The following is a 20088-nucleotide window of genomic DNA, read 5'->3' as shown; positions in this document are numbered from 1 at the left end:
TTATTCTAATGATAAACAAAAAATCTGTCATCATTAATAGATAAAAATCTATTACCAACAACAGATATTGTAGAACCGTTAGTTTTTGTTTACTGGGTGCGTTGAACCGAACGCAGTAGCTCGGGGGTCACAATAGTGACCAAAGCATGGTTCTGTTTTAAAATGAGGTGACCAGCGGTATCTTGTTTGAGATGACCGACGACGGTCATTGGTGTGGTGTCAACAGCGGCCTTGAATTGAAGCCGAACTAAATAGTTACGGTCCAATGTTTGCCGGATAAAGTAATCCAATTGAAATTTAGGCATTTGTGGATAGACAACTTGGCCATTAATAACGGGTAGCTCACTAAAAAGCTCCCGGTAAGCGGTAGCCACCCGATCAGACAGAGCAGATCCTTTTACGTTTTGCATACTGATCACCTCGAACGTTTGTTTGTATTTTCATTATACGAACACGTGTTTGAGATTGCAAGCTTTTTTGTTCTTATCCTAAATTTTTTTATTGGCAACGACTTTTTTTGAGAAAAGGGTTGTAGATGCAGTATTTGTCCTTAAATAGTGGTAATATAGTATCCTATAGATTATAATTCAGGCCAAGCAAACTTGACTTTAAACGGTGCGGTAGTCACAAGTCGCTGACGCGATGACTACGGTATCATAATTAAATTTTTTTGATGAAGGGATTTTTAACGATGGCTAAACGTGGAATGCTCATTGTGCTTTCAGGTCCTTCCGGTGTTGGTAAGGGAACGGTGCGTAAGGCGCTGTTTGAGACTGGTGCGACCGACTTTTCCTATTCCATTTCAATGACGACTCGGCAACCGCGAGAAGGCGAAGTGAACGGTGTCGATTATTATTTCGTGTCCAAGGAAGAGTTTGAGGAAAATATTCGTAACGGAGAAATGTTGGAGTATGCCAAGTATGTTGACAACTACTATGGAACCCCGTTAAAATATGTTAATGAGACCCTTGATCAAGGTAAGGATGTTTTTTTGGAAATCGAAGTGAACGGTGCGATGCAAGTTCGGGCAAATTGTCCCGATGCCGTATTCGTTTTCCTAACGCCACCAGATTTGATGGAGTTAAAACATCGCTTGATTGGTCGGGGAACGGACGCCATGGACGTCATTAACAAGCGTATCAAGAAAGCCGTTGGTGAAATTCGAATGATGCGGAATTATGACTATGCTGTTGTTAACGATGAAGTTAGCAGGGCGGTCGACCGGATTCAAATGATTATTCGCAGTGAACGGTTACGTGTAACCCGGGTCATGCCGGATTACGAACAAATGATTGGAGACGAATAAAAATGCTACTTTATCCCTCAGTTGATGATTTATTAGCACAAGTTGATTCTCGGTACTCATTGATCATGTTAGCGAGCAAGCGGGCCCACGAGTTGGATGCCGGTGCTAAGCCACTTTTGACCGAATACAAGTCCCCGAAGACCATTGGTCGGGCTCTTGAAGAAATTGCGGCCGGCGCATTAATGATCGATCCGGACGAAAAGGATCTCAACGCTTAAGCTGAAGCGTTAGTTTTAAGACCAGGTTGCCGTTGGGTAATCTGGCTTTTTTTATCATGGCAATATGGAGGTTGGCTATGTTCGAAGAAAAACACATTACGTTAACGGTCAGTGGCAGTGTTGCAAGCTACAAGGCAGCGACTCTGGCACGAGAGTTACAACGCGCGGGAGCCACGGTTCGCGTTGTGTTGACGGCAAGTGCAGCAAAGTTTGTGACAGCGGCCACGTTTGCGGCCTTAACGAAGCAGCCCGTTTTAACTGATGATGGCTGGTGGCGTTCAGATGGTCAGATCAGCCACATTGAACTAGCCGACTGGACGGACATCGCCTTGGCTGCTCCGGCATCGGCCAACTTAATGGCGCAATTTGCAAACGGTCTAGCCGATGACGTGGCGAGTGCCACCTGGTTAGCCACTGCCGCACCTAAGGTCGTGGTGCCCGCGATGAATAGTCATATGTGGCAGGCAACAGCGACACAACGCAACCGCCATCAGTTGACGGCCGATGGGGTGCACGTGTTGTTGCCGGCGACCGGGCCCCTGGCAGAAGGCTATTCTGGACAGGGTCGCTTCCTTGAACCAGCTGAGATTGTTCGTCAGCTAGAACAATTATCTTTATTTGGTGAGCAGACTTTAGCCGGTAAACACGTGTTAGTTACGGCCGGAGGGACTCGCGAACGACTCGACCCCGTTCGGTTTTTGACCAATGATTCCTCCGGCAAAATGGGTTACGCCGTCGCTGAGGCTGCACAACAGGCTGGAGCCGCGGTTACGTTGATTACTGCACCGACTAAGTTAACTGTGCCAAGTGGGGTCACCGTCGTGGCGATTCAGAGCACTACCGATCTCGCTCAGGCCGTTTTAGATCGTTTTCCGGCCAATGATGCCTTGGTGATGGCTGCGGCTGTCGCAGACTTTCAGCCGGTGACGGTGGCCGACCAGAAAATCAAGAAGACGCCAGCTAATGATGAGCTCATTTTAAAATTGAAAAAGACACCAGATATTCTAAAAGAAGTGGCGCAACTCAAGCGTGCTAACCAAGTAACGGTTGGTTTCGCTGCTGAGACGCAGAACTTATTGGCTAATGGTGAAAAAAAGTTACGTGCCAAGCATTTAGACATGCTGGTTGCAAACGATGTTTCGCGTGCCGATATTGGGTTTAACGGCGATGAGAACCAAGTAACCTTTATTTTGCCGAATGGGGTGACGGATCAGACACCAAAAACCAGTAAAAAGCTGATTGCCCGGGCGCTAGTCGACCGGCTTGCGCAACTATTTAAGTAAAAGTGAGGTGAGTACAATGGCCCAGATCGGTCAAATTTTAGTGGACGTGCCAACAATGCAGACGAACGATCCCTATTCTTACGCGATTCCAAGCAAGCTGGAACATCAGGTTCAGGTGGGGATGCGGGTCATTGTCCCGTTTGGTCGCGGTCACCGAGTTGTTTCAGGTGTTGTGGTCGGTTTGACCGACGCCACCAGTTTTGATGGTGAACTGAAGCCGATTCAGGCGGTTTTAGATCTCGCTCCCGTTCTAAATGACGAGTTGCGGGCTTTAGCGGATTGGTTAGCCGATACCACGTACGCCTTTCGTATTACCTGTATTCAGACGATGTTACCCAATCAATTAAAGACCCAAACCGAGCGGCAGGTTCAGCCAACGCAGACGCTGACACCCAATGAAATGGCGACTTATTTTCCGGATGGTGCGCCCCGCGAATTCACTGATAAGCTCGATGACGCCACGGTGGCTGGATTGCTCAAGCTGCAACGTGCTGGGAAGGTCGAAATGACCTATCAAGTGAAGGATCGATCGGCCGTCAAAACAACGACAGGAATCAAGCCGGCCTTAACCACCATCAAGTTACGTGAGATTCAGGATGAAGTCACAAAACGTGCCCCTAAACAAGCTGACTTGTTGGCGTACTTGCAAACTATGTCGCCGGATCGGTTGATTGCGCAGAGCACGGTGGTCAAGGCGGCTCATATCAGTTCGGCAGTGATCACAGCAGCGGCCGATAAGGGGTGGTTGACCAAGGCACCATTGGAAGTTTATCGCGATCCCTTCCAGCAACCGGTTAAGCCGACCCAGCCGCTACATTTAAATGCGGAACAACAGGTAGCGGTCTCCGCCATCAGTAACGCCGTTGATGGTCATCAGACCGAGAACTTTTTGGTTGAAGGTGTCACTGGTAGTGGGAAGACCGAGGTTTACCTGCAAAGTATTGCAATTGCCTTGCAACAGGGGCGAACGGCGCTCATGCTGGTCCCAGAAATTGCACTGACTCCGCAGATGGTCAACCGCGTCAAGGCCCGTTTTGGCCAACGCGTGGCGGTCTTACACAGCGGCCTGTCTAAGGGCGAACAATATGATGAATGGCGACGCATCGACCGCGGGGAAGCGACTGTGGTCGTAGGTGCCCGATCGGCAGTGTTTGCGCCAGTCAAGAACCTCGGTATTATCATCATGGATGAGGAACATGAAACGAGTTATAAGCAGGATGAAAATCCACGGTACCATGCCAGAGATGTGGCTTTGTGGCGCGGTCGGTACAATGATTGTCCCGTCGTGTTAGGAAGTGCCACACCATCTCTAGAGACGCGTGCACGAGCTGCTAAAGGTCTGTACACGCGGTTAGTCTTGGCTAAGCGCGTCAACGATCATCCGCTACCGGCAGTTCACATTGTCGATATGCGTGAAGAACTTAAGCAACACAGTGAGGGTGATTTCTCTGAGTCCCTGTTGACGGCGATTCAGACGCGTCTCGACCGCAAGGAACAGATGGTGCTGATGCTGAACCGGCGGGGATACTCATCGTTTGTTATGTGCCGGGACTGTGGGTTTGTCCTGAAATGTCCGAACTGTGATATTTCACTGACCTTGCACATGGATACGCACACCATGAAATGCCATTACTGTGGGCATGAAGAGGCTATTCCACACGTTTGCCCGAACTGTCATAGTCGTAAAATTCGCTATTATGGTACGGGTACCCAGAAAGTCGAAGAGGCGTTGCAAAAGGAATTTCCAACCGCACGTATTCTCCGGATGGATGTTGATTCTACACGGAAAAAAGGGGCCCATGAACGCATTTTGCGGCAATTTGGGCAGCACCAAGCGGATATTCTGCTAGGAACGCAGATGATTGCAAAGGGGTTGGACTTTCCCAACGTTACGTTGGTTGGGGTCCTCAATGCGGATACTGCGCTGGGCTTACCAGATTTTCGAGCTAGTGAGCGGACTTTCCAGTTGTTGACGCAGGTCAGTGGCCGGGCGGGCCGGGCGGCCAAGCCCGGAGAAGTGTACATTCAAACCTTCAACCCGGATCACTATGCTATTCAACTGGCTCAGCAGCAGGACTACGAGCGCTTCTTTGTGACCGAAATGCACATGCGGCATCAAGGAAGTTACCCGCCGTACTACTTTGCGGTCCAGCTTACGGCTAGCCACGAGGATGAAGCCACTGCGGCCAAAGCCATGTATCAGATTGTAGCGGCGCTCAAACAAGGCCTTAGCGATAAAGCGATTATCTTAGGGCCGACGCCCAAGGCGATTGCACGGGTCAAGCGGAAGTATTATTATCAAGTTGTAATCAAATATAAACAAGAGGCAAAGTTAAAACCTGTTTTGGAACAGATTCGCCAAGCGGCACAGATTCCAGCACGACATGGTTTGACGGTCACGATTGATCCGGAGCCGATGAACTTTATGTAGGTAAGCAAAATTGTGATCGTTAGTTTGACGTGGAATGGGCCGCATGTTGGTTGCCAGATATGGGCGGAAACGCGTCGTTCATACCGGGTCAGTTCGCTTATTGTAACTGGTGAAGCGAAAGAATAACGAAATATCTAGTCAAAATAAAAACAGTTGTCAAGAAAGTATGGTGTAAGTAATGACTTCAGTAATCTTTATGGGAACGCCCGAGTTTTCAGCGCCCATCCTCAGTAGCCTAATTGAAAAGGGCTACGATGTGTTGGCCGTCGTGACGCAACCTGACCGGCGAGTTGGGCGGAAACACGTTTTAACGGCATCCCCTGTGAAACAAGTGGCCGTAGAACATGGTATCGAGGTACTCCAACCACAAAAAATATCTGGTAGTGATGAAATGGCCCGGGCCATCGAACTCGCACCCGATTTAATTGTCACGGCAGCATTTGGTCAATTTTTGCCAACTAAGTTGTTGAAGGCAGCTAAGGTAGCAGCGGTCAACGTACACGCTTCCTTATTGCCCAAGTATCGTGGTGGTGCTCCCGTGCACTACGCCATCATGAATGGGGACAAAGAGACCGGTGTATCCATTATGTTTATGGAAAAGAAGATGGATGCGGGAGATGTTTTAGCGCAGAAAGCCTTGCCTATCACGGACCAAGACGATGTCGGCAGTATGTTTAAGAAGCTTAGTGTGCTCGGGCGGGACCTCTTGCTAGAGACGTTACCGAAGCTACTGGCTGGTGAAATTACGCCGGTCCCACAAGATGAGGAACAAGTGACCTTCTCGCCAACCATCAAGTCCGATGAAGAACGGATCGACCTGGGTTTGAGTGCGCGTCTGATTGACTGTAAGGTCCGAGCCTTACGGCCAGCACCTATTGCGCATATTTACTTAAATGGCGTGCGGACCAAGTTGTGGCAAGTGACGGTCTTAGATGAAACGACTGATTTGAAGCCAGGGGACTTGGTGAGTCATGACAAACATCACTTGGCGATTGCAACTGGGGAACACGGTGTTCTCAGTTTAGATGAGATTCAACCGGCAGGGAAGCCCAAGTTGAGCATCACGGACTGGGTGAACGGAACGAGCGACGCACTGACAATTGGCGAACAGGTGGCTGAATAATGACGAAAAATACTACTCCTCGGGCTTTAGCGGTCGAAGCATTGACACGTGTGGCTAACGGGGCTTACTCGAACTTACAATTGGAACAAACTTTAGAGACCCACAACCTTAGCGACGTTGACCGCCGTTTCGTGACCAACCTGGTCTACGGAACGATTCAACACCAACTGACTTTGGACTACTATTTGGAAGGTTTCATCAAGCCTAACCAAAAAGTATTGCCTTGGGTCAAGATGACACTATTGGTTGCGCTGTATCAAGAAATTTATTTAGATCGGGTGCCTAAGCGGGCCATCTTTAACGAAGCCATTCAATTGGCAAAAGACCGGGGCCACGAAGGAATTCGACGGTTTGTAACCGGGGTTCTGCACGCTATTGACCGCAAAGGGTTACCCGACCTTAGTCAAATCAAAGACCCAATCAAACGCTTGAGTCTGGAATACTCAGTTCCCGAATGGCTTGTGACCGCGATTCAAGACCAAGTGGGTGCCGACAAGGCCCTCAGTATTTTGAAGACCATCAACCAACCGGCTGCGCAATCCGTGCGGGTTAACGTTGCCATGGCAACCCCTGAAGAGGTTCGGCAATCGCTGGAAGACCAAGGTTACACGGTGACACCAAGCATCGTTGCTGGCAATGCCTTTCGTTTAGACGATAAGGCTGCGAACCAAAGCAATGTGTTCGAAACTGGCGAGCTGACCATTCAAGATGAAAGTGCTATGTTACCAGTGGAAGCTTTGCAGGTCCGTCCTGGGGACCAAGTCTTGGACGCCTGTGCCGCACCTGGGGGAAAGACCACTCAGATTGCTGCGCTCCTTGACGCTCATTCTGGTGGCAAGGTCACGGCTTTGGACTTACATCCTAAGAAGGTTGCCCTGATCGAAAAGAACGCCGAACGTATGCACGTGGCCGATCGAGTTGATGCGGTGGCCTTGGATGCGCGGAAAATCAACGACCAGTTTCCAAAGAAACAATTCGACCGTATTTTAGTCGATGCGCCTTGTTCTGGATTGGGCCTAATTCGTCGGAAACCTGAAATTCGTTACGAAAAGACGCCAGCAGACATTCAGCAGTTACAACGCGTTCAGTTAGGTATTTTGGACGCTGTGAGTGAAAAACTAAAGGCCAACGGAATTTTGGTTTACAGCACCTGCACGATTCTGGACACAGAAAATGGTGAAGTCGTCGCAAAGTTCTTGGCAAGCCATCCTGATTTTGAATCCATGCGGGTCGAGACCAGTCAAAACGTGAAGGGTGACCGGAGCACGGACACGTTGAACATCTATCCGGATGATTTTGATTCGGACGGATTCTTCGTGAGTGCCTTCCGTCGTAAAAAATAGGGGTGATAGGCTATGAAAGTCGCATACCGAACATCGATTGGCAAACAACGTAATGATAACGAGGACTACGTGGACGTTTTTACCAACCAGGCGGGCCAGCATTTAGCTATCATCGCGGACGGTATCGGTGGTCATCAGGGAGGCGACGTCGCCAGTGCCATGGCGGTGTCCCATCTTGGTCATGAGTTCGAAAAGACCGAGCTTAAGACGTCCAGCGCCGCACAAAAATGGATTACGACTCAGATTACTGCGGAGAACCAGTCAATCATTGATAAGTCGAATCAGTTTGCGGACTTGAACGGGATGGGAACGACCCTAGTGGCGGCTCTGTACTTCACCGAAGAGGTCGTCATTGCAAATATTGGCGATTCACGAGCGTATCTGTACCGTGATCAACAGTTGCGGCAGTTGACCGAGGACCATTCGTTGGTCAACGAGCTGGTCAAGCGAGGAGAAATCAGCCGGCAAGCGGCACGCCACCATCCTCAAAAAAATGTGATCATCCGTTCCTTGGGCATTTCCGATGACGCACGGTTTGATCTTAATACCTATCCCTTGTTGCAGGATGATCAACTACTTCTTTGTACGGATGGACTGACCAATATGGTTGATGACCAGCAGATTCAAGAGGTGTTGGCAAGTGACCATAGCGCGCAAGCCAAGTGTGATTTATTGATCAATTTGGCCAATGCGGCTGGTGGGCTTGACAATATTACGGTCTTGATCATTACCAACTTCTCGCGGGAGGTGGCGGACTAATGCGATCGGGTTATACGTTAAATGGCCGTTATCGCATCATCCGCGCGCTGGGCGAGGGGGGGATGGCCAACGTTTATCTAGCTCATGACTTGATTTTGGACCGTGACGTTTCCGTAAAATTGTTACGGCTCGATTTGCGAGATGATCCCAGTACAATTCGGCGGTTCCAACGTGAGGCGCTGGCGGCGACCGAGTTGGTTCACCAAAATATCGTTCAAGTTTACGATGTTGGTGAAGAAAATGGGATGCAGTATTTAGTCATGGAGTATGTCGAAGGAACTGATTTGAAGGCGTACATCAAGGATCACTTTCCGATTGCGTATCAGGAAGTCATTCAAATTATGGAACAGATTTTAGGCGCCGTTCAGACAGCTCATGAGCATAACATTATTCACCGGGACCTAAAGCCCCAAAATATTTTGATCGATCAAAATCGTGTGGCGAAAATCACCGATTTTGGTATCGCGGTTGCTTTATCCGAACACAGCCTGACACAGACCAATACGGTTTTGGGGTCCGTACACTATCTGTCGCCAGAACAAGCGCGTGGAGGGATGGCGACCAAGCAGTCGGACATTTACTCTCTAGGGATTATTTTGTACGAAATGTTGACCGGTACGGTACCCTTTGAGGGGGAAACGGCGGTCTCCATTGCGTTGAAACACTTCCAGTCGGAGATTCCGTCGGTTAGAGAGATTGACCCACGGATTCCACAGGCCTTAGAAAATGTTGTTTTAAAGGCGACCTCTAAGCGTCCTGAGGATCGGTATACCGATGCCGCGAGTATGGCTGAGGATCTGAAGACCTCGTTGTCACCAAAGCGGGCGGGTGAATTGAAATTTACGCCAATGCGCGGCGATGATGGGGAAACGAAGGTCTTGCCGCTGAGTGGCGTGTTGTCTTCAGCACTCCCACTCAGTGAAACGACACCGGCTGAGGCTAAGGATATGCCAGAAAAAACGGCGGATAAGGCGTCAGCGACCCCTAAGAAGGGCCGAAAAAAGACGCGGCACCCTCGCCGCCGAAAATTTCTGATGGCAGGTTTGGTTGTGGTCTTGCTGATCGCCGGTATTATCATCGGAATGGCACTCTTCCGGCCACATATGACCAGTGTGCCTGATGTTGTAGGTAAGAAGGAAGCAATCGCCAAAACAGAACTAGTTTCTGCACATTTAACGGCAGGCACGGTTCACAAGACAGCAAGTGCCAAAGTCAAGGTTGGTCGTGTCGTACGGACCGAACCCCGCTCGGGTACACAGCTCAAGCAGGAAAGCGAAGTCGACCTGTGGATCAGCACTGGACCCAAACGCTATAAATTAGCGGATTATCAAGGTGATTCTTATGCCAGCACGGCGGCTAAGCTTCAGGCCACTGGATTTACCGTTCATCGCGAGTCGGTCCATTCGACCAGTGTACCTGCTGGAAAGATCATGCAGCAGAGCATTGAAGCAGGACAGAGCGTTGTTCCGGCAGATACGGCCGTCACGTTTACCGTATCTACTGGATCTGAAACCGTGACCTTAGCCGATCTGACTGATAAGACCAAGGCGCAAGCCCAGAGCTACGCGTCGAATCACAACTTGAACCTGGCGTTTCAGTACGCCTATTCAAGTGATGTGACGAAGGGTCACGTCATCCGGCAGTCACCAGGTGAAGGGGCCGTCGTCCAAGAGGGTGACGAGGTGACACTAACCTTGTCTCGTGGTGCGGAGAGTGAAAGTAGCTCCAGTGTCGATCAGTTCAGTGTGAGCGTTAAGATTCCATTTGATGATAGCAGTGCGGACAGCTCATCGACGGATACGACCGATGATAGCAGCGATACGAGTAGCAGTAGTAGTACGGCGTCCAATCTGATTCAAATTTATCTGCGTGATCAGGATCACTCTTTAAGTACGATTTACAAACAGATGACGATTACGGCTGATACGACGGTGACGTTGCCGTTTACGGTTGCGTCCGGTAAATCAGGGGCGTATAAAGTCGTTCGTGACGGCCATGTGATTGCTTCAGATAATCACGTGACGAAAAATTAATGAAAAAGCCTGCATTTAGAGCCCAGTTCTTTTATAATAAAAGAGGACTGAGCTTTTTTTGCTAAAATATAAAGGAGGTGCTGCATGTCAGAGGGACAGATTCGTCAGTCGTTGAGCGGATTTTATGACGTTTTTAGCGACGGTGAAATGTACCGAACCCGTGCTCGGGGAAATTTTCGTAAGCGGCGAATTACACCACTTGTCGGGGACCGGGTAACCTTTGAGAGTTCGTCACCCAAAGAGGGCTATATCTTAGAGATTCAACCACGAGACAATGCATTGACTCGGCCACCGGTTGCCAACATCGATCAGGGAATCGTGGTCACGGCGGTGGCGGCGCCAGAGTTCTCGACCAACCTACTGGATCGTCAGTTGATTGCGCTTGAAATCAGTCATATTGCGCCGGTCATTTACTTTACCAAGACCGACTTGATTACTGATGAACGGTATCAAGAGTTCGAAACGTTAGCGGCGGGATACCGTCAGGTCGGCTATCCAGTCGTATTGACGCGTGAGCCCTTTGCTAAACCAGGGTTAGATCAGTTACGTGAAACGCTTGCCAACAAGGAATCGGTGATCATGGGGCAAACAGGGGCTGGGAAATCAACCTTGCTGAATCACATTGCACCCGACCTTGAACTTGCGACCGGAGAAATTTCGACCGCGTTAAATCGTGGGCGACACACGACGCGTAAGGTGAGTCTGATGCCAATTGCGGGTGGCCTGGTGGCGGATACGCCGGGATTCTCGTCGTATGATACGCTAACCATCGACTATCGTGAGCTTGCACAGTACTTTCCTGAATTTGCTCGGTTGGCACCTGATTGCCGTTTTCGGGGCTGTGTGCACATCAATGAGCCCGGATGCGCCGTTAAGACCAGTTTAGCTGATGGGAAAATTATGCAGAGTCGCTACGATAACTACTTGCAGTTAGACACGTTGTTAAAGAACCAAAAACCAGTTTATAACAAAAAGAAATGAGGAATAGATTTTATGATTAAAGTAGCGCCTTCAATTTTAAGTGCGGATTACATCAATTTACAGCCAGACGTTGAAAAGGTCGACAAGGCCGGAGCCGAAGTCTTACACATTGACATCATGGACGGCGCTTTCGTCCCAGCATTGTCATTTGGACCTGGGGTCGTTAAGGCTTTACGTCCCGTAACAAAGATGGTCTTAGATGTTCACATGATGGTTCAAAATCCAGAACGTTACGTTGAAGACTTCGCCAAGGCCGGTGCTGATATCATCGGTGTTCATGTCGAAGCAACGCCGCACATTCACCGGGCTTTACAAATGATTCAAAACGCCGGTGCAACGCCAGAAGTTGTCATTAACCCAGGGACACCGGTCTCAGCTATCCTGCCTGTTTTGGACATGGTTGGGCAAGTCTTAGTGATGACCGTTAACCCTGGTTTCGGTGGTCAAAAGTTCCTGCACAGCACGGTTGCTAAGATTGCTGAACTGGACGCTATCAAGAAGGAAAAGGGCTACACTTTCGACATTGAAGTCGATGGTGGGGTCAACAATGAAACCGTTGTGGAATGTGCTAACGCCGGTGCTACCGTCGCCGTTGCTGGGTCATACGTCTTTAATTCAGACGACCCAGTTGCCCGCATCAACGCGTTAAAGGAAGCTACGAAATAATGCCACGGGGCGGAACGTTTAATCTATTAGTGGGCGGACCTAAGGCCAACTGGCCGCAGGAACTCGTCGGTAATAAAATCGTTGGCCCCTGGATTGGCGTTGACCGAGGGACGTTACGACTGATCGATCACAATATTCAACCGGTGGCTGCAGTTGGAGACTTTGATTCCCTGCAGGCAACGGAATTACAGCGGGTAAGACGCAACGTGAAAGATATTCGCTCGAAGTCTGACCAAGATTTTACCGACACGCAGGTGGCCGTCAAGGTTGCACTGACCGATTATGGCGCTGAACACGTGGATATTTACGGGGCAACTGGTGGTCGATTAGATCACTTCCTCGCCAATTTATTTTTGGTGTTGGACCCCCAGTATAAGCGGTATGCGGGTCGGATACGGCTGATTGATAAGCAAAACACGATTACGTTTTATCTGCCAGGGCACTACACGGTTCAAAAGGAACCAGATAAGAATTATTTGGCTTTTGTACCGCTGACACCCATCGATCATTTGACCCTCATCAACGAAAAATATACGTTACATGACGAACCGATTCCGTACCCAATCTCCTTTGCCAGCAATGAATTTGTTGGTGAATCCGGAGAATTTCGCTTCGATACGGGGTTGCTCTGTGTGATTCAGAGTAAGGATACCTACGAAGCGCGGCACGAATAAGCTAAGATCTGAAGGTTGAAAGTTCCGAAACACACGTTATGACCGTTGTCACAACGATACTGGGTCTAAAATTAGGCAACGTTGTCCAACTATCGCCTTACCGGCCGGCAGATATGGGCTGGATCGGTGCGAACACAACTTGAAGCCTCGAAAAGACCGAGTCTACAAGCTTGGTTTTCTACTAAGCCAGCAGGGAACCCACCTACCGACTAAGTAGAACGACGCGCCTGAGCCCATATCTGCCGACCTCTCGGCTGACGTAGTTGGTCTGAGGCAACATGGATCATGCCGTTTGAAGCGCTATTGAATTATGCTTAAGCTTTAGCGACCACTTGGGATTCAGTGATTGGAATTGATCTGCACAATCAGAGCCGGAGGCGGCCAGGGATGCAGCTAGTCGTGTCGACGATGTTAGTCGGCGGTTTTTCCGGCTTACATCGTGGGACGACCTGGGAGACGCCTGATTTTGGCGGCTTTCAGGCGAGCTGGAAGCCCGTCCTTTGGCTGGAAGCGTTCCCCACAGCAAGCGGAATCCCTGGCGGCCGGAGTGCGGCTGTTTTCACTAATTTAGCCGTAATAATCCCTACTTTCGCAAGAGTAACGCAAACATTTTGGCTTTCAACCTTTAGTTAAGATATATAAATTCGGAGATACCAAATGAGTCTGGGATTGCCCCTAGGCTCATTTTTTGTACATTTAATTGTATTAGTTAGGGGCGATTGCTGGCCTTCGGGGATTCCGTCTGCTGTGAGGAACGTCGCTGGTCGAAGAAAACGAATACTAGGCTGAACGCACGATTTACACCGTTTTAGCCCATATCTGGTGGTCGGTAAGCGGATGATTGGTCGACGCCGCCTAATTTTAGTTTCAGTATCGTCGTCGCAATAGTCATTATTGGGGTTACGGAACTTTCAACTTTTAGATTATATAAAAATGAGAGGGGTAATGGTCATTTTTAATGAATAAAGCATCGGCGATTGACTTGGTTTGTATTATTTCCGTATAGGTGTCAGAACTCCTGACATATTTGGTAAAATAATATTGTTGGTTGTAATGATGCTTTAACTGGGCGGGTTAACTGGGTAGGTGAGCGACCGCCAATGAAAAATTATGAGCTGATAGGGTTCCCCTGCAGAGAGTAGCAGCGCCTTTAACTGCCTAAAAAAGAGTAAAAAAAAGGCACAAACCAGTAAACTGGTTGTGCTTTTCTTTTATAACCGTGTCGTTAACTAGACGCGGGTTACTTTACCTGATTTCAAAGTCCGAGCCGAAATCCAGACCTTTTTCGGCTTACCGTCCACTAAGATGCGAACCTTTTGTAAGTTCGGCTTCCAAGCGCGACGACTTGAATTCAAAGCGTGGGAACGCTTGTTACCAAAACGAGTCCGCTTGCCGTTGAGAAAATCCTTTGCCATGGCGTAAACCCTCCTTTATGGATTCATTACTTTTAAAAAGCAGTGCTTTTTACTCACCTGACTAATTTACCATACTCTTTTGCGGAACGCAATGTTTTCTTTCAAGGAAATTTACTTGACACTTATTTACCGTCGTGACGTGCATTTCGGAGTTCCTATTTCTATTTTGGCGTGGGTTGTGGTAAGATTAATTTCTGTTAAGATTCTATTTCCAGATAAGGAGGCTATTTCCATGGCCGTAAAGATTAAGACTCAGTACGGAACAATTGATATTACCAATGAAGTGATTGCGACCGTAGTTGGGGGTGCCGCGACTGATAATTATGGTGTCGTGGGCATGGCAAGCAAGAATCAGATTCGGGACAACGTCAATGACATTTTGCGTCGCGAAAACTATGCGCGTGGTGTGGTTGTTCGCCAAGAGGAAAATGGGGTTGCTATCGACGTTTACGTGATCGTTAGTTACGGAACCAAAATTTCCGAAGTTTCACGTAACGTTCAATCTAAAGTCAAATATAACCTAGAAACAATGTTAGGCGTTGCTGCAAACTCTGTTAACGTCATTGTTCAAGGGGTGCGGGTGTTGGCTGATTAGCCAGACGTACTGAAATCAAGGAGGATACTTAGTTGAAAGTAACAGAAATTACTAATCTTGAGTTTGGTAAGATGGTCCAAGCCGCCTCGCAAAAGCTAAACCAAAATGCTGATTTTATTAACTCACTGAATGTGTTCCCAGTTCCAGACGGGGATACTGGAACCAATATGAGCTTGTCACTTCAGAGCGGGGCCAAGTACGAACGGGATGCTGATAGCACTGCCGTTGGAACTTTGGCAACTGCTTTGGCCAAGGGTTTACTGATGGGTGCACGGGGAAACTCCGGTGTCATTTTATCACAGATCTTCCGGGGCTTTTCTAAGAAGTTAGCGGATAAGGAAACCTTAAATGCCCAAGATTTGGCCGATGGCTTCGCTGCTGGTGCTGAGACCGCCTATAAGGCCGTTATGAAACCCACCGAAGGAACTATCCTCACCGTAGTTCGCGAGGGTGCTCAGGCTGGCTTAAATACGGCTAAGAAGTCCGATGATGTTTTAGCTGTCATGGATGCTGTCTATGAAGCAGCCAAGGCCGCTTTAGCGACGACACCGGATCTCTTGCCAGTCTTGAAGCAGGTCGGGGTTGTCGATTCTGGTGGTCAAGGGTTGACTTTTGTGCTGGAATCCTTTAATGATTCTCTGAATGGCCGTGTTGCCGAAGAGGGCGACTACAAGCCAGATGATGCTGAAATGGATGAAATGATCGACGCTGCACACCACCAAAGTGTGCAAGGTAAATTAGATCCAGACAGTATCAAGTACGGTTACTGTACCGAAATTATGGTTCGTATCGGCCGTGGGAAACAAGTCGATCACGATTTTGATTACGATACGTTCTATAAGTATTTGGCCAATCTGGGTGATTCTTTACTAGTGGTCAATGATGAGGAAATCGTCAAGGTCCATGTCCATACGGAACATCCTGGAAAAGTGATTGCCTGGGGTCAAGAATTCGGTGACCTGGCGAAGGTTAAGGTCGACAACATGCGGATGCAGCAAGAAACCATCATGGAACATGATGAAGAGGCTGCTGCAGATGCCGGCGCCGTTGCGACCGCTGAAGAGCCTGCTGACACGGCAATCATTGCAATTACTGCTGGTGACGGGTTAGCTACGCTCTTTAAGAGCCTCGGTGTGACGCACGTGGTCAATGGTGGTCAAACCATGAATCCAAGTACGCAAGACATCGTGGATGCAATCAATCAGAGCCAAGCTAAGCGGGCCATTGTCTTACCAAATAACAAGAACATCTTCTTGGCGGCCGAACAAGCCGCTAAGGTTGCTGATGTGCCAACTGTGATTGTGCACGCCACGACGGTTTCTCAAGGGATGACCGCTATGCTCGGGTATAACCCGGATGCCGAACTCGTTGACAATCAGGCTGCTATGGAAGATAATTTGTCTGCCGTTAAGAGTGGTCAGGTGACGCATGCCATTCGGGATACGCAACTAGACGGCTTTGACATTAAGGAAGGTAACTTCATGGGAATCGTCGATGGGACGATTAAAGTGACTGATGCCGACCTGTTGAAGACGGCTGTTGACATGGTGAAGACCATGCTCGATGACGAAAGCGAAATTGTTACGATTATTTATGGTGCCGATACGACGGCTGAAGTTGCGGATCAGTTGCAACAAGCCATCCTGGCATTAGATGATGAATTAGAAACGGAAGTTCACGAAGGGGACCAACCGGTTTACCCATTCCTGATTTCGGTTGAATAGTCGATTTACCTAAAGCATAGGCTCGTGAGCGGCATTTCTGCCATTGACAGCCCAGTTGTATGTGGTAACGACAACACGAAGGGGTGTGGGACATTTTGTCTCATGCCCCTTCGCTTGTTAAACCTATGTGGTTCGTCCTGCGACTTGCGGTTGTCAGGGATTCCGCCTTGGAAGTGTACCGGTCTTCTCGCAGCCTTGAGGCCCCACTAAGACTTCAAAGTTGCTCGTGTTGTAAACTAGCTGATGAAACGTTAGTGAATATCATTTTCACGGCTGGCTATGTTCCTGGCAATTTGGCTTTACCATGATAGATGGTGTTATAAACCGCCAGCTTGTATCGTCTCATGTTGCCACAGAACGTCAGTGTCAGTCGATGAGGCCATCGTATAACTTTAGGACTAATTAAAAAAATTTGAGAAGGAGGTGATCGTGATGGCAAGTTTGAGTGATTCGGTCGGAATATTGGCCGGGGTTGGGCCCAAGCGGGTACAGGCGCTAAGCGAGCTGGATATTCATAACGTTAATGACCTGTTGACATACTTTCCCTTTCGCTATGAGAATCTGCAGGCCAAGGATCCGGAAGAACTCACGGATCAAGCGAAGGTCACACTGAAAGGAACCGTTGCGGCAGCTCCCGTTTTGACTCGCTTTGGGCGTAAAAAGAACCGGCTGAACTTTCGCCTGTTGCTCGACGAACATACCATTATTCCGGTGACCTTCTTTAATCAGCCCTGGTTGCGTGACCAACTAGAGGTCGGCGCCGAAATAGTTGTTTATGGGCGTTATGATGCTAAACGACAAAGTTTGGCGGGGATGAAGATTCTGGCTAGCGCGGATAACGCGATGGGATCAATCTATCCGGCGAACAAAGAAATTCATCAGGCGACCATAAAGAAGCTGGTACAGGCGGCCTATGACCTCTACGCACCGGTTATCGTAGATTTGATTCCGGAGCCCTTACGCGAGCAATTTAGATTACTACACCGTCACCAGATGATTCACGACATGCATTTTCCCGCAAACGATGCAGCAGCGCAAGCAGCTCGGCGCACAGCCAAATTTGAAGAATTTTACTTGTTTGAATTGCGATTACAAATTGTAAAGCAACAGGATCACACGTTACACGGTCAGGCGTTTGCCTACGATTTGGCCCAGCTCAAGGCCTTCATCGATTCACTACCTTACGAGTTGACCACTGCTCAGAAACATGTGGTCAATGAAATCTGTTTTGACTTAAAGCGGCCAATTCATATGAACCGCCTCTTACAAGGTGATGTGGGAAGTGGGAAAACGGTCGTTGCGGCTATCGCGATGTATGCGGCGATTACGGCAGGGGCCCAGGCGGCTCTGATGGCACCGACCGAAATTTTGGCCGAGCAGCATGCCAATAACTTGGCGAAACTGTTCGATGGCTTTCCAGTGAATGTCGCACTGTTGACCGGTGCGACCAAACCAGCTGCAAGAAAGACGTTACTGCCACAGATTGCCAATGGTGAAGTGAACCTGTTGATTGGGACACACGCACTGATCCAACCGGAAGTGACGTATCACCATCTCGGCCTCGCCGTAATTGATGAACAACACCGTTTTGGGGTCAATCAGCGGCAGGCCTTGCGCGAGAAGGGGCAACAGCCCGATGTCTTAGCGATGACGGCGACGCCGATTCCCCGGACGCTAGCGATTACCGCGTATGGTGAGATGGATGTGTCGGTCATCAATGAACTGCCAGCTGGTCGGCAACCGATTCGGACGACCTGGATTCGTAGCAATCAAGTGGATGCCACACTACGACAGGTCAAGGCTGAACTCAGCAGTGGATCACAGGCTTATGTGGTCACGCCGCTGATTGAGGAGTCTGAAGCCGTCGACATGAAGAATGCCGAAGCCATTTATGCACGGTTTAAAGAAGAATTTGAACCGACTTACAAGGTGGGATTGCTCCACGGGCGGATGAAAAATGACGAAAAAAACGCTATCATGGCCGCCTTCAAGGCCAACGAATTTCAAGTGCTGGTAGCCACGACGGTGATCGAAGTTGGGGTGGATGTGCCCAATGCGACACTGATGATGATCTATGACGCCGATCACTTTGGTTTGGCCCAGCTACACCAGTTGCGGGGCCGGGTCGGTCGGGGGAAGAAAGCCTCCGCTTGTATTCTAGTGGCTGACCCGAAAAACCAGTTGGCCATTGAACGGATGACCACTATGACCAATACCAACGACGGTTTTGTTTTATCCCAAAAGGATTTGGAATTACGAGGTCCGGGTGATATTCTGGGAAGAAAGCAGTCCGGTGTGCCCGATTTCAAAGTTGGGGATCCGGTCGCTGATTTAAATGTTTTGAGTGCAGCTCAACAGGCGGCAAAGGAAACGGTCGCCGCACCAAACTGGGCCGATAAAGACGATAACTTGGCGCTGGCCGCCTTCCTAACGACGACCGCCCATCAAACTACTACGATGGATTAAGTGAGGAGATAGACTAATGAAAATTGCCGTTGACGCAATGGGTGGCGATTACGCCCCAACCGAAGTCGTAAAGGGTGTGGAATTAGCACGTGATGCTTACCCAGACTTAGAGTTTTTGCTGTATGGACAAGAAGAAAAGGTAACATCCTTGCTCACCGATACCACGCGTATCACCGTAATGCCCGCGCCAGAAGTGATTACGATGGAAGATGAACCCGTTCGGGCCATTCGTCGTAAGAAGCAATCCAGTATCGTATTGGCCGCAACAGCCGTTCGTGAGGGAGAGGCGGATGCCTTCCTATCCGCTGGAAATTCCGGGGCCGTGTTGGCAGCAGGATTGCTGATTGTTGGCCGTATCAAGGGCATCGATCGTCCTGGGCTGACCACGACGCTGCCTGTCTTACAAAAGCCAGATCAATCGAGCTTTGTCATGCTGGACGTGGGGGCCAATGCCGATACGAAGCCATTCAACGTGGTGCAGTACGCCGTTATGGGGCAGTATTATGCGCAGTCCTTGATGAACGTGAAGAATCCACGGGTGGGGCTGCTAAACAACGGGACCGAAGCCGATAAGGGTGATCAAAATCACCGTGCGATCCATGACGCCTTGGCCGGCATGGACAGCATTAACTTTGTGGGTAATGTAGAATCACGGGATCTGTTACGTGGGGTTGCCGATGTGGTCGTTACCGATGGTTTCACTGGGAATGCCACGCTTAAGGCAATCGAAGGCACTGCCTTGTCCATGTTGAAACTAATCAAGGGCGAGATCATGAGTGGTGGTCTCGGTGGCAAGCTGGGTGCAGCCATGTTAAAACCAGTCTTCAAAAACGTTCAGAGTGCCATGGACTACTCACAATATGGTGGTGCCGTTCTGCTCGGATTAAAGGCACCAGTCGTTAAGACACACGGTTCATCTAAAGCCGGGACCATTAAAAACACGATTGCTCAGATCCATGAGCTCTTGGAGACGCACAGTGCCGAACAGCTGGTCAATTACTTCGATCAGCACACCGATGAAATGGCTGCTTTGAAGGAAGCTTTGAAATAGCAGCGTCAAGATCTAAGGGG

17 protein-coding genes are annotated in these 20088 nt (G+C 49.2%); 15 read left to right on the top strand and 2 right to left on the bottom strand.

Annotation, left to right across the window (positions count from 1 at the left end; all coding sequences use genetic code 11):
• Nucleotides 1-89: 89 nt before the first annotated feature.
• A complete protein-coding gene (locus EKM89_RS06900) occupies nt 90-410 on the bottom strand; it encodes a hypothetical protein (protein WP_125686991.1) in 321 nt (106 codons plus the stop codon).
• 281 nt (nt 411-691) lie between these two features.
• Between EKM89_RS06900 and gmk the strand changes: the two genes are divergently transcribed.
• The 11 genes from gmk (at nt 692) to EKM89_RS06845 (ending at nt 12817) form a co-directional block, all read left to right on the top strand.
• On the top strand, nt 692-1306 hold the full coding sequence (gmk, locus tag EKM89_RS06895; protein WP_125686990.1) for a guanylate kinase: 615 nt from the start codon (nt 692-694) through the stop codon (nt 1304-1306).
• Between the two features lie 2 nt (nt 1307-1308).
• Nucleotides 1309-1524: a DNA-directed RNA polymerase subunit omega gene (gene rpoZ / locus EKM89_RS06890; protein ID WP_024746469.1), complete on the top strand. Its 216-nt coding sequence runs from the start codon at nt 1309-1311 to the stop codon at nt 1522-1524.
• A gap of 77 nt (nt 1525-1601) precedes the next feature.
• Nucleotides 1602-2807, top strand: a complete 1206-nt coding sequence (gene coaBC, locus EKM89_RS06885; protein WP_125686987.1) for a bifunctional phosphopantothenoylcysteine decarboxylase/phosphopantothenate--cysteine ligase CoaBC — start codon at nt 1602-1604, stop codon at nt 2805-2807.
• A 16-nt stretch (nt 2808-2823) separates the two neighbouring features.
• Entirely contained in the window at nt 2824-5238 is a 2415-nt protein-coding gene (gene priA / locus EKM89_RS06880; protein WP_125686985.1) for a primosomal protein N', read from the top strand.
• 178 nt (nt 5239-5416) lie between these two features.
• Nucleotides 5417-6361 (top strand): methionyl-tRNA formyltransferase, encoded by a 945-nt coding sequence (gene fmt / locus EKM89_RS06875; RefSeq protein ID WP_125686982.1) that lies wholly within the window; start codon nt 5417-5419, stop codon nt 6359-6361.
• Nucleotides 6361-7704: a 16S rRNA (cytosine(967)-C(5))-methyltransferase RsmB gene (gene rsmB, locus EKM89_RS06870; protein ID WP_125686980.1), complete on the top strand. Its 1344-nt coding sequence runs from the start codon at nt 6361-6363 to the stop codon at nt 7702-7704. Before fmt ends, rsmB begins: the two co-directional genes overlap by 1 nt.
• Before the next feature lie 12 nt (nt 7705-7716).
• A complete protein-coding gene (locus tag EKM89_RS06865; RefSeq protein ID WP_125686978.1) occupies nt 7717-8463 on the top strand; it encodes a Stp1/IreP family PP2C-type Ser/Thr phosphatase in 747 nt (248 codons plus the stop codon).
• The gene (gene pknB / locus EKM89_RS06860; protein WP_125686976.1) at nt 8463-10496 is read left to right on the top strand and encodes a Stk1 family PASTA domain-containing Ser/Thr kinase; all 2034 of its coding nucleotides are present in this window, start codon (nt 8463-8465) and stop codon (nt 10494-10496) included. The genes EKM89_RS06865 and pknB overlap by 1 nt, the downstream gene beginning before the upstream one ends.
• Before the next feature lie 84 nt (nt 10497-10580).
• A complete protein-coding gene (rsgA, locus tag EKM89_RS06855; RefSeq protein WP_125686974.1) occupies nt 10581-11477 on the top strand; it encodes a ribosome small subunit-dependent GTPase A in 897 nt (298 codons plus the stop codon).
• 12 nt (nt 11478-11489) lie between these two features.
• Nucleotides 11490-12143: a ribulose-phosphate 3-epimerase gene (rpe, locus tag EKM89_RS06850; protein WP_048736177.1), complete on the top strand. Its 654-nt coding sequence runs from the start codon at nt 11490-11492 to the stop codon at nt 12141-12143.
• Nucleotides 12143-12817 (top strand): thiamine diphosphokinase, encoded by a 675-nt coding sequence (locus tag EKM89_RS06845; protein WP_125686972.1) that lies wholly within the window; start codon nt 12143-12145, stop codon nt 12815-12817. Before rpe ends, EKM89_RS06845 begins: the two co-directional genes overlap by 1 nt.
• 1229 nt (nt 12818-14046) lie before the next feature.
• Here EKM89_RS06845 and rpmB read toward each other — a convergent pair.
• Nucleotides 14047-14232 carry a 50S ribosomal protein L28 gene (gene rpmB / locus EKM89_RS06840; protein ID WP_048736175.1) on the bottom strand — a complete coding sequence of 62 codons (186 nt, stop codon included), beginning with the start codon at nt 14230-14232 and terminating at the stop codon, nt 14047-14049.
• A 232-nt stretch (nt 14233-14464) separates the two neighbouring features.
• Between rpmB and EKM89_RS06835 the strand changes: the two genes are divergently transcribed.
• The 4 genes from EKM89_RS06835 (at nt 14465) to plsX (ending at nt 20068) form a co-directional block, all read left to right on the top strand.
• Nucleotides 14465-14827 carry an Asp23/Gls24 family envelope stress response protein gene (locus EKM89_RS06835; RefSeq protein WP_125686970.1) on the top strand — a complete coding sequence of 121 codons (363 nt, stop codon included), beginning with the start codon at nt 14465-14467 and terminating at the stop codon, nt 14825-14827.
• 32 nt (nt 14828-14859) lie between these two features.
• On the top strand, nt 14860-16551 hold the full coding sequence (locus EKM89_RS06830) for a DAK2 domain-containing protein (RefSeq protein ID WP_125686968.1): 1692 nt from the start codon (nt 14860-14862) through the stop codon (nt 16549-16551).
• Between the two features lie 432 nt (nt 16552-16983).
• A complete protein-coding gene (gene recG / locus EKM89_RS06825) occupies nt 16984-19017 on the top strand; it encodes an ATP-dependent DNA helicase RecG (protein ID WP_125686966.1) in 2034 nt (677 codons plus the stop codon).
• 16 nt (nt 19018-19033) lie between these two features.
• A complete protein-coding gene (plsX, locus tag EKM89_RS06820) occupies nt 19034-20068 on the top strand; it encodes a phosphate acyltransferase PlsX (RefSeq protein WP_125686964.1) in 1035 nt (344 codons plus the stop codon).
• Nucleotides 20069-20088 lie beyond the last annotated feature (20 nt).

The organism is Levilactobacillus fujinensis, from assembly GCF_003946335.1.
Taxonomy (GTDB): domain Bacteria; phylum Bacillota; class Bacilli; order Lactobacillales; family Lactobacillaceae; genus Levilactobacillus; species Levilactobacillus fujinensis.
The sequence above is the reverse complement of the archived record's forward strand: the minus strand, read 5'-3'. Positions and strand labels throughout refer to the sequence as shown.